11 protein-coding genes and 1 pseudogene are annotated in these 13,734 nt (G+C 61.8%); 1 reads left to right on the forward strand and 11 read right to left on the reverse strand.

Annotation, left to right across the window (positions count from 1 at the left end):
* Window position 1 precedes the first annotated feature (1 nt).
* Together ASE00_RS21935 and ASE00_RS21940 are read right to left on the reverse strand one after the other, a co-directional pair.
* Window positions 2–1,255: a metallophosphoesterase family protein gene (locus tag ASE00_RS21935; protein ID WP_007683419.1), complete on the reverse strand. Its 1,254-nt coding sequence runs from the start codon at window positions 1,253–1,255 to the stop codon at window positions 2–4.
* Between the two features lie 91 nt (window positions 1,256–1,346).
* Window positions 1,347–4,817, reverse strand: coding sequence for a class I SAM-dependent DNA methyltransferase (locus tag ASE00_RS21940; RefSeq protein ID WP_056383894.1), 3,471 nt, complete (start codon window positions 4,815–4,817; stop codon window positions 1,347–1,349).
* Between the two features lie 196 nt (window positions 4,818–5,013).
* Here ASE00_RS21940 and ASE00_RS24165 point away from each other — a divergent pair, with 196 nt between their 5' ends.
* Window positions 5,014–5,205, forward strand: a complete 192-nt coding sequence (locus ASE00_RS24165) for a hypothetical protein (protein ID WP_156405541.1) — start codon at window positions 5,014–5,016, stop codon at window positions 5,203–5,205.
* Between the two features lie 132 nt (window positions 5,206–5,337).
* Here the strand turns inward: ASE00_RS24165 and ASE00_RS24170 are convergent.
* The 9 genes and pseudogenes from ASE00_RS24170 to ASE00_RS21980 form a co-directional block, all read right to left on the reverse strand.
* Window positions 5,338–5,781: pseudogene (locus tag ASE00_RS24170) on the reverse strand (LPD7 domain-containing protein); the annotation flags it as partial.
* Window positions 5,771–7,735, reverse strand: coding sequence for a type IV secretory system conjugative DNA transfer family protein (locus ASE00_RS21950; RefSeq protein ID WP_007683415.1), 1,965 nt, complete (start codon window positions 7,733–7,735; stop codon window positions 5,771–5,773). The gene ASE00_RS21950 and the pseudogene ASE00_RS24170, both read right to left, overlap by 11 nt.
* Window positions 7,719–8,723, reverse strand: coding sequence for a P-type DNA transfer ATPase VirB11 (gene virB11 / locus ASE00_RS21955; RefSeq protein ID WP_056383895.1), 1,005 nt, complete (start codon window positions 8,721–8,723; stop codon window positions 7,719–7,721). The genes ASE00_RS21950 and virB11 overlap by 17 nt, the downstream gene beginning before the upstream one ends.
* A gap of 3 nt (window positions 8,724–8,726) precedes the next feature.
* On the reverse strand, window positions 8,727–9,944 hold the full coding sequence (gene virB10 / locus ASE00_RS21960; protein ID WP_014072617.1) for a type IV secretion system protein VirB10: 1,218 nt from the start codon (window positions 9,942–9,944) through the stop codon (window positions 8,727–8,729).
* A 3-nt stretch (window positions 9,945–9,947) separates the two neighbouring features.
* The gene (gene virB9, locus ASE00_RS21965; RefSeq protein ID WP_007683410.1) at window positions 9,948–10,805 is read right to left on the reverse strand and encodes a P-type conjugative transfer protein VirB9; all 858 of its coding nucleotides are present in this window, start codon (window positions 10,803–10,805) and stop codon (window positions 9,948–9,950) included.
* Complete coding sequence (locus ASE00_RS21970) at window positions 10,802–11,500, reverse strand: virB8 family protein (protein WP_007683408.1); 699 nt, start codon at window positions 11,498–11,500, stop codon at window positions 10,802–10,804. The genes virB9 and ASE00_RS21970 overlap by 4 nt, the downstream gene beginning before the upstream one ends.
* A gap of 336 nt (window positions 11,501–11,836) precedes the next feature.
* Window positions 11,837–12,781: a type IV secretion system protein gene (locus tag ASE00_RS21975; protein WP_007683405.1), complete on the reverse strand. Its 945-nt coding sequence runs from the start codon at window positions 12,779–12,781 to the stop codon at window positions 11,837–11,839.
* Window positions 12,782–12,802: 21 nt separating this feature from the next.
* Window positions 12,803–13,021: an EexN family lipoprotein gene (locus tag ASE00_RS24535; protein WP_150132838.1), complete on the reverse strand. Its 219-nt coding sequence runs from the start codon at window positions 13,019–13,021 to the stop codon at window positions 12,803–12,805.
* Window positions 13,018–13,731: a type IV secretion system protein gene (locus ASE00_RS21980; RefSeq protein ID WP_007683402.1), complete on the reverse strand. Its 714-nt coding sequence runs from the start codon at window positions 13,729–13,731 to the stop codon at window positions 13,018–13,020. Before ASE00_RS21980 ends, ASE00_RS24535 begins: the two co-directional genes overlap by 4 nt.
* Window positions 13,732–13,734 lie beyond the last annotated feature (3 nt).

Below are 13,734 nucleotides of genomic sequence, written 5' to 3' on the forward strand. Positions count from 1 at the left end.
GTCAGGCTTCCGGCGTCAGGCGCGACCGCAACGCCGTTGATGCGGTGCCGAGGATTCCTGCCCAGTCGCCCTGTGCCGCTAACAGACGCAATTCACCGTCCTCCGACTCACCGAGCGCGCTCTTCGCCAGAACCATGAAGCGCTCCAGATCCGCCTCAATCGCCGCCGCTAGTCCGAGGTCCGAGGAGCCCTCGCCGATCAATTCATCGAGATCCTCGCCGAGCACGGCGTGTTGTTCCGTGGTCGGCTCCGACACCAGTACCTTCACCTTCTCGACATGAAGGTCTGGCGAGATCGACGTGGCGATGGCGCGCACGTCGTCCCGAATGGCCCCAGCCTTGTCGATGAGCGCGCCTGCGCCTGCGAGCTCGCCCCTCAGGCTCACGCGGACGATCATTGGCCGACCGGAGCCATCGGCGCCGTGGATGCGCGTCAGTTCGGCGCGGATCAGGTCCGGGAGGCCGCCCGGCGATGAGCCGGCGCAATCGATGTCGAGGCGGATCCAGCGCACAACGTCCAGATCGATGCGATCAATGGACGAAACCTCGCCATCCACCACCGTCACGATGACTGCACCCTTTGCGCCCGCCTCGCGTATAGTGCGGCCCTGCACGTTGCCTGGAAAGACGACATAGGGGTTGTCGTTGACGATTTCGAACTCGTGCACATGGCCGAGTGCCCAGTAGTCGTAGCCCTTCCCGCGTAAATCTTCGACGCCACAGGGCGCGTATTTGGCGTGCCCCGGCCGCCCCGCCAAGGCGGTGTGGAGTACGCCGATGTTGAACGAGTTCGCTTCTGCGGCCGGATAGGAGAGGACGAGGTTGTCGGTGACGGCCGGCGTGGAAAAGCTCTGGCCGTGCAGCGCCACAGCGAGGTTCGGCAGCCTGTGGGTTTCGGGACGCCTCGGTCCGAATTGGCGAACGTTTGGCGGCCAAGTCAACGTCCGCGAGATCGCCGAGGCGGCGTCGTGGTTGCCGGCAATAATGAACGCTGGAATGCCGGCCTGATCGAGACGGCCCATGGCCCGGGCAAAGTAGAGTCCCGTCCCCATATCGCGCCAGTCGCCATCGAATAGATCGCCGGCGATGACGACAAAGTCCACCGCCTCGTCGATCGCGCATTGGATGAGGTTGTCAAACGCGGATCGCGTGGCCGACCGGATCTCCTCGACGGGAAGTCCATCGTACCGCGATAGGCCATGCAATGGACTGTCCAAATGGATGTCCGCAGCATGCAGGAAGCGGAAACTCGACACGGTGATGTTCCCCCCTGGCAGTCAGTGCCTACCGTTTATGAAGATAAGAGCGGCAAATGGAGACGTTGGCCATTTGCCGAAGCGCAGCTTCTCAGGCCGCATAGCGGCCGTCCTCAAGCTTTCGTACCATCCCCATTCCTGCAAGCGCATCAAGCACTGGCGCGACTGTAGAGGCGCGTTTCCCTTTGAATGCACGGGCAACATCTTTGGGCGCCAATGGTTTGGCGGACCGCGCCACGACGCTTGCGACGGCAACCACTTGTTCTGGAAGGGCGCTTGGCCAATCCCGCTCCACCTTCTTTGCCTTGGTGCCTCTGCGAAGTTGCAGGACGACTTGGGCCGGCTTCTTTCGGAGGGATTTCGCCTGGAAAGAGGGCCGAACCCACCGGATCTGCCCCGCACGCTCCTCCTCGGCTCGCTCGTCATTCAAAGCAACAAGCCTGACCAGCATTTCCTCATGTTCCAAGTCGCGCGGCCAACCGTATGCTTCAGCGACAGCCTCATCTATCTGTTGGTGATAATGGCGGATGAGCGAGACTTCGCCGCGTTCGGCGACGGACCGGTATTTGGGATCAAGAACTCCACCCTTGGCATCTCGCATACGGGCGAGCGTGGTATAAAGTGCTGTCAGGGTCAGATCCGAATGGCGCGCTAGAACCTTCCGGCGCAACCTGTCCAATTTGCGCGCTGCAATCCGAATCCTCTGCTCCAGTTCCGGCACGCTCGGCGGAAAGGGAAACGGATCAAAACAGGTTTCATTTTGATAACGCGGATCGTCGCCCGACCCCATCCGCCCGCCCGCACGAAGCGCCCACACGGTGTGCGCTGTGCTCGAGACCACGCCGAGAACATAGGGGTCGTCGGACGCAATCGCTATAACTGAGCCATCCACGAGACGGCCCGCACTGGGAATAAACTTGAAGAACCTCTCCGTAGCTGTTTCGCTGGTGACGATGTAGCGCCGGAGACCGCTGATGGCTGCACGAAGCCTCGGTCGAGGTTCTGCGAAGCGCCACCAATTGAGGCGGTACTGCTCCCTGTCGTTTTCATCGCGCTCTGGCTTCACATGATCGAACAGGTAGCGGTGCACGCCAGGGAAGCGATCATGCAACTCGTCCTCAGTCTCGATGTCGAAGAAGTCGAGAGCGTAAGTGTTACTTTGAGACTCAGTCACATCCGTGCCGGCCACAACCAGCGGCATTCGTTCCGGCGGCACGCCATCGGCGATGAAGCGGGCTCGCTGCTCGGTATTGATTTTGAATCCGTCACCGGACATTTTCACACCCATACGACAGATGTTGCCGTTGGCTCTGAGTGAGGTGGCGCCGGCGACGTTGGCGCCGGTAGTCAGATCGATGTTAATCGGCGCAACTTGCTCCTCAAACTCGAGCAGTGTTTCACCTTTTTTGCGCTTCTCCAGTGAAACGCTCGACAGCCGTCCTGCGCCTTGTCCGGCAGCAGCCGCAGTCATCGCGATCCGCACCGCAGCGGTTGTTTCCTGATCGTGCCACGGATGGTTCGGAATCGCGAAGGTCAGGTAGAGTTTGCCACCGCGCTCAGGATCGAGATAGCGGCTAAGCACCGAGCGATTACTCGATTGGGCAATAGTCTTCGTCGTGATGAGACCAAATCCTCGAACAGAGCCATTCGCTACCTGCTCGGCACTTCGTGCCCACCAATAGGTCACGAAATCGATCTCGCCAGAAAGGTCGCCGTACACGCTCCGGAGCGTATCGACGTAGGGCGACCCGAGGCGCTTGCGCATTCGGCGGCATCCGATGAAGGGCGGGTTCCCGATGATGAAGTCTGCCTCCGGCCAGACTTGCCGCCGCGGATTGACGTACCGATATACCGTTAGCCGACCGGAGTGATCGGGAACGGGTCGCCCGGTCACTGGATGCGGCTTCATCGACGTACCATCCCAGATCGTCTTTGGCTCGCCGTTCTCCATCTCAGGAAGCTTCTCGTCCCAATCAAGCAGGGCATCGGCTGGGATGATCGTTCTGACATCACGCAAAACGGGGGGCTCGGGCATCCGATCTTCTCCGTTCACACGAAAATGCCATTGAAGATAGCCAATCCAGAGCACGAGTTGAGCGATCTGTGCAGCCCGAGGATTGATTTCGAGGCCATGGAAGTTGGCAGGAGTAATCGTGTGGCTGCCGAGCTCAAGAAGATAGCGCTCATCGCCGAGTGCTTCGAGCAATTCGAGCACCTCTCCTTCCAACTCCTTAAGTCGCGCAAGCGCGACATAAAGGAAATTGCCCGTTCCGCAGGCCGGGTCTAGAATGACGATGTTTGCGAGCTTGGTGTGAAAGCGTTCGACCTCAAGACGCGCGGTCTCCTTGTCGCCTGCTTCCGCAGCCAAGGTTGCTGCGGTTCGCGCACCTTCCCAATCAGCGCGCAGGGGTTCCATTACGGTGGGGCCGACCAGTCGCTCTACATAGGCGCGCGGAGTGAAATGCGCGCCAAGCTTGGCGCGTTCTTTGGCATTCAGCGCACGCTCAAGCAAGGTTCCGAAAATTGCTGGCTCGACCTGGCGCCAGTCCGATGCCGCTGCGTCGATGAGGACGTTGATCTCACGCTGATCAAGCGCCAGCGCACTGGCATCCTTAAAGAGGTATCCATTGAACTGACGCACAACCTCCCCTGCCTCACCAAGGCCAAACGCAAGGCCACCGGTATCCATCGCCTCCCATAGCTGACTGAGTTGGGGGGCCAGGAGTTCGGGGCGATCGCGGACTTTTTTCAAGAGCGCGCTGAAACTCGCCTTCGGAATAAGACCAGTGTCCTCCGCGAACATGGTAAAGAGGAGACGCATAAGGAAGGCCGCCACGCGATCCGGGTCCTGCTCTCGAGCTTCGATACCCTGGGCTAGAACAGCCAGATGATCCGCAATTTTTCGCGTAACCCGTGCCGCCTCGGCCGAGGGGTCGAGCGACATTGGCATGGTCCAAATTGCCGCCAGGCGCTCCCGGACTGTCTTGTCGCGCAGTTCATCGAGGGTAATTCGATACCGACGACGGTCGGGAAATGGCGCATAGCCTTTCCCGTTGCGTTGAAAGTCCGCATAGACGTCGATGCAATATCCAACGTCGCTGACCAGCAGGAAAGGTGGCCAGCCATGTGAGCGGGGCAAATTCTTAGCGTAGCCCTCCGCTTGACTTGCAGCTCGCTGCATAGCGCCGGTCCATGCAGCGGTGTCTCGACGAGCCATGCCGCGCTTGAAGCGGTCCTCCGCAGTCTGGCCAAAGAAGTCGCGAAGCGAGTAACCTTGACCAGCGTCGACTGCCGCCAGGTCGGCACTGCTACCTTGCTTAGCCTCTAAGATGAAACTGCCACGCTTATAGCAATCAATCCAGCCGTTGGATGTAGCGCCATCAATCTCGGTTTTGATGACATGACGTTCGAAGACGTAATCATTCTGCGCTGTGTCACTTAGCGTTGGCCGCGGGGCCTCTACGCCGAGCAGTTGACACAGATCGGTTAGAAACAATTGTGTGTTGGCTCGCTCGTTGCCACCTGCGGGTGCCCACTTCGCAATAAAATCTTCGACGTCCACAGGCCCCCCTTGCTCTGAGTCTTTTGGGGCTCAGGACGATGAGGATCAAGCTATTCCGTGCGAGCGGTTTCAGTCGCGCCTATCGACTGCGAGATCGCTGGATAGGTGGGTGAACCTTAGACGATTCCTGTCGGCCGGACGCGACTTTGACAGGCCCCCGTTCCCGTGTATCCCTGACCGTGGCAGGACGAATTTGATGACCCTGTTCGACGTGGTTTCGCAGTTTCGTGGTCGCGACCTTCATAACACGCGAGATCGCTTCGGGATTGTCGAACAATGCGGTTCGCACGACCGCCTCGATCACTCGCAACTGACTTTGCGCGGCTCGCTCGTTTCTGTCTCCGGGCGCCTCAGGTCGGGATCGCGTCGGTCGCTCGCGAGCCTGTGACTGACCTCGGCCGGACTCCAGGCTGATTGATGGAACGGCAGCCGGCGCAATACTGTTGCGGCTCTTGTCTCGCCGTAGCCGATCCAATTCTTGTAGGTCGCGTTCGTTCGGCCGATATCCTCGTACTTCCAATCCTTGGCGACTGGCCTCGAGCCATGCTGCCCGGCGGAAGGCTTCGCTGCCAGTAAGATGAACATTCGACCATCCGCGATGCCGGGCGATGGCGACGAGATCACGCACGACCTCCTCACTCTCGCTCGAGGTGACAAGACGCCGCCCTTGGTCCCGAAATGCAGGCTCTTTTGCCTGCGCCGTCGTGAAGTAGGCCGGTTCGCCCGACCATTTGCCGGTCGACGAAAAGTAGCGCTTTCGCAGGGGCTCCGGTATGTCGCCGGCAGAAATTGATCGGGGCTCGACCCCTGCCCCCTCCTTGCCTTTGTTAGGGGTGCCGGGATCCTTGGGAATGTCGTCCCGCGTGTCTTTCCCAGAACGCGGTGCGGACTGACCTTCACCGATTGAAATGGCATTGGCGCGCTTCCTGGCGCCCCGCGAATTCTCGGACTTCTCAGCGGACATGGGCTGTCCTTTCCTGGATAATGGATGTGGATGGCTGCCCGACCGATGGCAAAAGTGCCCGCTCGACCATCGCCGACACGAACGCGATCGCGGCGGCCTCGTCGCCCGGGGGCGGCAGTTCGGCCAGGTCGCCCAGAACCAGCATGTCATCCGTGATCTTGGCCGCACCTGCCAGCTCGGCGTCGGTCATTTCCCGCATCACAATTTCCTCCTGTATGGTCTCGCCCGAGCTTGTCGCCGGCTGCTGTGGGGCGCCGCTCAGACCGGGTGTACCAGCGCCCTGCCGCGCTGAAGCCGGCGTAGGTGGGGAAAGCATTGCCGCGATTGGACGGGCGGACGGCACAGGCGGAGCAACCACCCGCCGAGTGAAGCGCGGCATCCGGTAATAGGCGATCTTGCGCCCTCGAATTGGGGGGATGCCGGCGCGAAGGAGCAGGAGCTCGTTCTTCGGCAGCTGCATGAGCTCTTGCGGCAGCAGGAGCGCGCGGCGCTGATCAGATTCCGAGATGCTCCGGTTCGCCAGTAGCCCGTGGATGGTACGGCTGCGGGATTTCACGTTCATCGTGAAAAAGCCGAGCCGTTCGGAAAGTTCGTTCGCGACCTTCAGCTCCTTAGGCGTGAAGACAACCTCGAGGCCGCAATTGGCGATGATCTCGTCGGTGACATCGGGACCGTAGATTGCGCGAAGCTGGGATCGGCTCTGAATGACCGGAACCAGGCGCAGGCCATAGCCGGCGACGTAGGAGAAGCCGCTCGCAATCACCGAGGCTTTGCCGAGCCTGGCGAACTCGTCGAGCAGGACCAGGACCGGGACATTGCTAGCGCCCTCAGGAAGGTCGCGGGTGTTGAGATCCACGAGTTGCTGCAGGAACAGACTGTAGATCGGCGCGATGCGGTCGATATTGTCAGGCGACACGCCAAGGTAAATCGACATGCGCCGACGCCGCACCTCGCGCAGGTCGAAGTCGCTCTCCGAGGTGGCGGTATCCACCATGGGGTTGAGCCAGAGATTGAGCCGTGCGGTGATGGTCTGCTTGATCCCGGAAAAGGTGTTGTCCGAGGCCGAGGTGAAATCTTGGATCGCGGACACGCAAGCTTGGCTGAGGCGCTGGCCCACCCTGCGAGCTTCCTGAAGCGCTGCGGGAAGGTCGCTCTTGGGATCCCCGCTCGTGAGGCGGCGGTATATCTCGCCGATGGTGAAGGGCAGGCCCGGGTTGGATGCGACCAGGGCGCCGACGCCGACAAAGGCCGCTCGCGCGGCCTCCGCCCAGAAGGGATCGGATCGCTCGGGCGCGGGGAACAGCATGCCCGCGATCTTCTGCAGCTCGTTGATGACTTCGGTGTCATCAGTCCGCCTGATGTGCGCCAGGGGGTTGTACCGCGCCGTCCGCCCCTCCGCGTCGAGCGGATCGAACAGATGCACGGCTTGGCCGGCCCGTGCCCGATAGCCGGCGCTTGCGCCCCAGTTCTCCCGCTTCACGTCGAGCACGATCACCGAATCTGGCCAGGTCAGCAGATTGGGAATGACGACGCCCACGCCCTTGCCCGCTCGCGTGGGCGCCTCGAGCAGAACATGCTCGCTCCCGCCGAATATCAGGAAACGTCCAGCCTTGCGGCCGACAACGATGCCGGCAGCGTCGCGAAGGCCCTCCCGCCGGATCTCGCCTTCGCGCGCAAACCGGGCGGTGCCGTGCAATGCCGGCCCGCGGCGCAGAATCCCGATTGCGAGGAGCCCGACCACAACAGCGCCCGCCAGAGCCCCGCGCTTTAGCCAAAGAATAAGCAGCGGGTCCGCCCGATAGTACCACAACCATGCGGGCAAGGCCGTGATGTCGGTGTTCGGGCCGATCTGGCCCATCCCAAAGAGGGCAACTGGCACGGCGATGGCGCAGCACAATAAGGTGCCGCCGGCAACGGACAGGCCGATGATCCAGAAGTTACGCTGCACCGGCATCGCCCACCTTCGGGTGGAAGTAGACCTCTTCGACCTCAAAGCGACCGCCATGGCGCCGGGTCTGGACGACCACATCGATGAGCATTCGCAAAAGTCCGCGGATATCATCGCGCGCGAGATCGCGGCCGCCCTCGGATTCCTTGACGAGCAATGTCAGCTGCTCGAAGGCGCCCGCCGCAGAGCCAGCATGGACGGTGGTGATCGACCCAGGGTGCCCCGAGTTGACGTTGCGCAGGTAGAAGAAGGCGGTGCCGTCGCGCAGCTCCTGCAGCAGGATCCGGTCCGGACGCATGCGCAGCGCGCTCTCGAGCAGCTGCTTGGGACCGACCTTCGCACGGCCCTGCCCTTCGCCCGAATAGACCATGTGAACGACATTGCGATGGGGCACGATGAGTTCGCGCGTGTCCTCGATCGTAAGCAGCCGCTCGTCGGGCGGGATGAGCTGGATAAGCGCTTTCGCCAAGGTCGTCTTGCCGGACCCGGTCGCCCCGCTGACCAGGATATTCTTGCGCGCGGCGACCGCGACCTTGAAAAAGGCTGGCCAGTCGCCCGCGTCGCGAAGTGCCACCAACTCGGCGTCGGTTTCGGTAAGGCCCCGGGCGCTCGCGCGCGTCGTGTCAAAGAGGCCAGCGCGTGCGAGCTGGTCGATCGGCAGGGTTACGGTCGAGGGCTTGCGTATCGTAAAGGACGGGCAGCCGCTCGGCGTCACCGACGGGATCACGATCTGGCAGCGCTCGCCGCCTGGGAGGACGGTCGAACAGATCGGCGTCTGCCCATCGATGTCCTGGTGCGTGAAGCTTGCCGCGGCGACGGCGAGCGTTCCAAGCCACTCGCTGTCCAGTTCAGGCAACTCATGCCATCGCCACCCCTGCCGGTCCTCGATCCCCGCCTCGCCCGGGCGGTTGATGACGAGCTCGGTTACATCATCCGGCTCCAGCAACGGAAGAAGCGGTTCGAGATAATGGCGGAGGACGGCGGTATCGCGCATGGCTTACCGCCGCAGCTCCAGATTGTAGACATCGGCGAAGTTGAAGTCCTTGGCGACGAAGATACCGACCTCCTCGCCCTGGTTCTTTTTCAGCACCGGCCGGATGTTGATGTTGTTCTGGAGCGCGATCGCGGCCCCTTCGCTCGGCGCACGCGTGACATTGTTGAAATTGCCGTTGCCGCTCGATGCGGCCTGCCCGGCAATATAGGCGGCGTCATCGACGAGCGAGAGTAGGAGCGCGCCGCCGAACCGTGCCCAGAAGAAGCTGTCGACCGCTCCGGCGAGCCCGGCGCGGCCGAGCGCGTCTGACCCAGGCGAGGCAAGGTCGATGCGGACGCCTTGTGGCGTCACCGCCCGGGTCCAAAGCACAAAGAGGCGGTTCTGCCCCTGTTGGATGCCCCCGCGATACTCGCCGAGTACGCGCGTGCCCTTTTCCATGAGCACGACCCGGCCATTCTCGGAATACACGTCCCGTGGAATCAGGCAGGACGTGTATCCAGGCTGTGCGGAATTGATGGCCGTCTGAAGGGTGCAGGGAATCAATGTCCCCGCAGTGATCAGAAAATTGCGATTGGGGAGCATCGAGGCTCGCGCTTCGCCTACGGCTGAGCTTTGTCGCAGCAAGTCCAGCGCATTGGGCGCACCGCCCTCCGTACTCCCTGGCGTTCCTGAATTTTCGGTCGGTTGCGCGCTCGAGGCCGCCGCCGGGCCTTGCGAGGTCTCTCCACCGAGATCGCGCCCGCCATAGGCGATGAGTGTCGACCGTCGCGCCTGGTCGGCCAGGTTCGGCCGGGCGCCTGACGGGCCGGGCGCTGCACCGGGCTGCATGGCAGGGACGATCTGACCGTCGGGGCCAGGAACCCCGGCTGCGGGATTGAGCACCGGTGCGTTGGGATCGTTCCCGCCTGCGCCGAGCGGTCTCGGCTGCGGCGCGACCGCCGCGTAATCGACGGTTTCCCGGGCCACGATATCGCGCCGCTCTTGGGCCGCCCCGCCCGGTGCAGTGAGGTCACGATTGGAGGCCTGTTGGCTCGTTCCGGAATTAACCCACAGGATGCCGAGTACCATCGCCGTGCCGGCAAAGATGAGGGCGGTATTACGCTTGGAAGGCGTCATCCCCCCGATCGGCTCGATACCGCGCTCGTGCAGGATCTCGTCTTTTTCTGGCGTGAGATCGGCGCTCGGCAGAGGGCGCGAAACGGAGGATGGATCTTCAACCATGGCTCATTCCTGCGGATGTGTGATGGTGCGCTCGACATGGGGCGACCCGGTGTTCGTCCCATGATCGACCCCATAGGGTTCTGGCGCCTGATTATAGATGCACAGCACCTCGCCGCCCCGCCGAAGGCGCAGCTGACGCGCCACCAGATGGACGACGACGAATTCGTCACGGACGTCGAAGGGAACCAGCGTCTCAGACCCGTCTGGTCGCACCAGATATATAGCCGGCACCTCGCGGTTCGCTGGGAAACGCAACACCGTGAACTGCCCGTTATCGGAGACCTCCGACGGCTGAAGCTCGCTGGAGCCCTGCACCTTGTAGTTCATGTTGCGAGGCCCTTCGACGACCCCATGATCGAGAGCGCCGCGAACGGCCCGGCTCTCCAGGGCAGCCGCCTGCATGGCAATCTGCGCGGCCCTGAGACGCGCGGCGCGGTCTGCATCGTCCCTGGGATATCGGAACCGCACCTGAAAATAGGCTTGGCCGTTGCGGCCCGTGATCGGACCGCTGCGAGCGGTCAACTCGAACGCATAGCTGCGCAATTCGCCTCCGCGCGACGTGGTGACGATGAGATTGGTCGGTCCGGCACGCTCACGCGGCTTGAGGAACAGGATGTGCCCGGCGACGGCGACCTCCCAAGATACGGTGTCGCCCAGCGCGACGTGCTGGATCGTCTCATCGTCGCTCAGGACAATCTGTGTTGCGGTCCGGAACGTGCCGACGATCCGATAGACCTCGGTCTCTTCATATTCGACGAACTTGACGCGCGGGTCGGACGGACCACCTCGCGGAACTTCGACCGCGTGCGCCGCCGTTACAGGCACCAGCGCGCAAATGATGGCGGCGGAGAGCGCCCTCATCGGATCACCTCCGGATCGGCACGATAGTTTTCGACCTGGAATCCCAGCGGGTTCCGGTAGCGATCGCCTTCCGCCATGGGCGCGTTGGCGTAGGCGAACGTGATCGTGGCGATCCAATCGCTGTTCTGGATGTCGGTCTCGGTCTGGACTGTCCGCGTGAACCGGACATTGGCGACGCGATCGTTGATGAAGGCGATGTTGCGCACGCGCGCCTGCACAACTGCGTTCTTGCCCCAGACATTTTGGGGACTGGCACCATTGTTGCTACTGTAGAAGCGCGCCCAGCGCTGCTGTTCGGTCGGCTGCGAGAGGATCGTCACGAACCGAAAATTTTCTTCGGCCGCTGCCGGGATCCAGCTTTCGCGGGTTCTCACATACTGGGCGAGGAAGTATTTGGTGACCGCCTCATCGTAGCGCATCGGCCGCTGCGTGAGCGCGGTCTGGACATCCACCGCGCCGGTGGTCTGGTTGACGCGAATAACATAGGGCACGACAGTCTTGAGAGGCGTCAGAGCCGCAACTGCGAAGATCGAGGCCGCGGCTAGGAGTGAGGCGATGGCCGCGATGCTCCAAGCGATGCGGGTCGAGCGCAGCGCGTTCCGGATCCTGTCCTGATCCCAGCTTCGTGCGTCCCGGAAATAGCGCTGCAGCCCCGATGCCGGCACCGCCTCCGAGCGGTCATCAGCAGCTCGCATAATGCGGTCCCCTTGGTGCGAACGATACTTTGTCTCCGGAAGATGACGCGGAAGGCACGGCGGGCGGTGGGGGTGGATCGCCGTCTCTTGGATGCGATAGCGGCGGTATGGGCGGCGCAGCTCTCGGCGCCGTGGTCGCAGGCACAGGTGAGCCCGGTAAGACGCTTCCATAGATGTTCACGTCGCGCAGGTGATGGCCATTGCAAACCGCGAGCTTCTTTGGACCGGATGCACAGCCGACGACGCCGAGCGCAGCCAGAACAACGCCCAGGCAGGTGACGCTACGGCGGAAGCTAGGCGCGAATATTGGTGAAGAAAAAGCCATGAGATGCCTCGCTACGCCGCTTCGATGGTGCCGCCGCGGTGAGCGGCGCGCTCCAAGTTGCGGCTGTTGCGCATGACGCGACGCTGTCGGAAGGGAGATGCCATTGTGCCCCAGGCCGTTCCGGCGAAGGCACCCACGCCGGCAGCGGCTCCCCCGGCTATTCCCGTTGCAATGGCTGGAGCCTGGAAGAAGAAGATCGTGCCCAAAAATATGTACGCTGCAAACAGGACAGCACCGAAAGCCGTATCCACGACGCCTTCAGATGCTGCTGTTGCAGCCGCTCCGAGGTCTGTGATCAGGGTCGTGATGGCTATGATTACAGCAAGGAGAACGATATAGTTGAATACTTGCCCCAGCCAGCCGTGGAAAAAACGCCTCGTTGGCTCGAAGAGAGCTAGGGCGATGAAGATGGGGCCAAGTGCGATAATGATCGCCAACGCAACTTTGGCAAATATAGTAATAGCAAATCCAACCGCTGCCGAGAGCCCAGCTAATGCCTTCAGCCCCAGGCTCAGCGCATAGAGGACCAGTTTATATGGGTTAATGTCGCTGTACGTTGCGGCTTCAGTCTCTATCCGTGCAACTATAGCATCACTTTGAGTGTAATAGTCGTCGAAGGCCTCTCCTACTGTGTCGATCGTCTTACCGGCGAGAGCTTGGGAGATCGCATCGGGCATTCCGTGGAAGAGCGGCGTCGTGATCCAATCGGAATAGGCGACCGTCGTCGCAGCAACATACAGCAGACAGAGCTTCACCATCCGATAGAATAGCTCACCCCATGGTTCGCTGATGATGCCCCGCATCACCATGTAGCCGAACAGGGCGATGTAGATAACCAGCCCGACAGCGAGCGGACCACGGACAACCTCTACGACGTTTTGGAGACGCTCGTTGAGGAAAAGATCAAGCTTCCCATCAACGTTCGCGTAAAGTGAATTGAACATGTCCGTGGCCATGCGAAGCTCCAAGGCGCTGGATTATTTCGAAAGCGACCGCATCTTGTTGTCGAGAATCCGGAGGCTTTCAGCGTTGGAACACTCCTGTTCGTTGGGATGTGATCCGTCGGCACAGGCCTTGACGAGTCCTCTGAGCTCTTCCGGGTGAGAGGTTAGATAGTCCTTCCCGCGCGGTGCCCGCTCGCATCCTGCGAGCATTCCCGCTGCGGCAAACCCAAGCAGCAAAGCTCTCGCGGTCATTGCGACAAGCTTTCTAGCTTCGTCGCCAGTATCGCTTCGCTTTCGCGCTGTGATCGCAACTGGACGTCTGCTTCTTGCCGCATTCGCAGCGCCTGCAATTGCAAGGCGTCGTTCTGGATATGGGCATTCTCGACCCCTACCCTCGCCTGGATATCCATGACCTGCTTGGCGTCCGAAGCCGTATCCAGCGAGGTTCTCAGTTCTTCGAGCCCGGCGGTACGCTGGGCCGACACGCCATAGGCCGCCTCCGCGATCGCGGCATCGCGCGCTGCGAGGTCGCCGTTCCGCAAGAGGTTGTCGCGGGAAGCGCGCTCATACGCCGACGCACCTGGTCGCAATTCCGGCAAAGCGATACGGTTGGCGTCCCGGATACGGGTCGCGGAGCTCCCGAGCGAGCCCAGGCTGGCATTGTCCGACGACATCAGCCGGCTGATGTCACGGGCCTCCCGCGGCAGAAGGTGGCGCATGGCATCGGTGGAAAGAGATGATGCGATGCCGTTGACGTCGGTGACCTGGTTGAAGCTGCCATAGAGCTGCTTCGCTTCTGCGATCTGCTCCTTCCCCTGATCGATCATCGACAGGGTGTTCTTCACCGTGGCCAGCGCCTGCAGATAGCCGGAGCTGTCGTAGACGGGGATACCTTGCGCGACTGCAGGCCCCGCCATTCCAAGGGCGATGGCGCCAAGTGCTGCGTATATGCCCTTACCCATAGC

Source organism: Sphingomonas sp. Root710 (genome assembly GCF_001429065.1).
Taxonomy (GTDB): Bacteria; Pseudomonadota; Alphaproteobacteria; order Sphingomonadales; family Sphingomonadaceae; genus Rhizorhabdus.

What these genes read in the sequence shown, in the direction of transcription:
- ASE00_RS24165 (WP_156405541.1), top strand. Translation starts at nt 5,014, where the DNA reads ATGACCCTGTTCGACGTGGTTTCGCAGTTTCGTGGTCGCGACCTTCAT.
- ASE00_RS21950 (WP_007683415.1), bottom strand. Translation starts at nt 7,735, where the DNA reads ATGCCGGTGCAGCGTAACTTCTGGATCATCGGCCTGTCCGTTGCCGGC.
- virB11 (WP_056383895.1), bottom strand. Translation starts at nt 8,723, where the DNA reads ATGCGCGATACCGCCGTCCTCCGCCATTATCTCGAACCGCTTCTTCCG.
- virB10 (WP_014072617.1), bottom strand. Translation starts at nt 9,944, where the DNA reads ATGGTTGAAGATCCATCCTCCGTTTCGCGCCCTCTGCCGAGCGCCGAT.
- virB9 (WP_007683410.1), bottom strand. Translation starts at nt 10,805, where the DNA reads ATGAGGGCGCTCTCCGCCGCCATCATTTGCGCGCTGGTGCCTGTAACG.
- ASE00_RS21970 (WP_007683408.1), bottom strand. Translation starts at nt 11,500, where the DNA reads ATGCGAGCTGCTGATGACCGCTCGGAGGCGGTGCCGGCATCGGGGCTG.
- ASE00_RS21975 (WP_007683405.1), bottom strand. Translation starts at nt 12,781, where the DNA reads ATGGCCACGGACATGTTCAATTCACTTTACGCGAACGTTGATGGGAAG.
- ASE00_RS24535 (WP_150132838.1), bottom strand. Translation starts at nt 13,021, where the DNA reads ATGACCGCGAGAGCTTTGCTGCTTGGGTTTGCCGCAGCGGGAATGCTC.
- ASE00_RS21980 (WP_007683402.1), bottom strand. Translation starts at nt 13,731, where the DNA reads ATGGGTAAGGGCATATACGCAGCACTTGGCGCCATCGCCCTTGGAATG.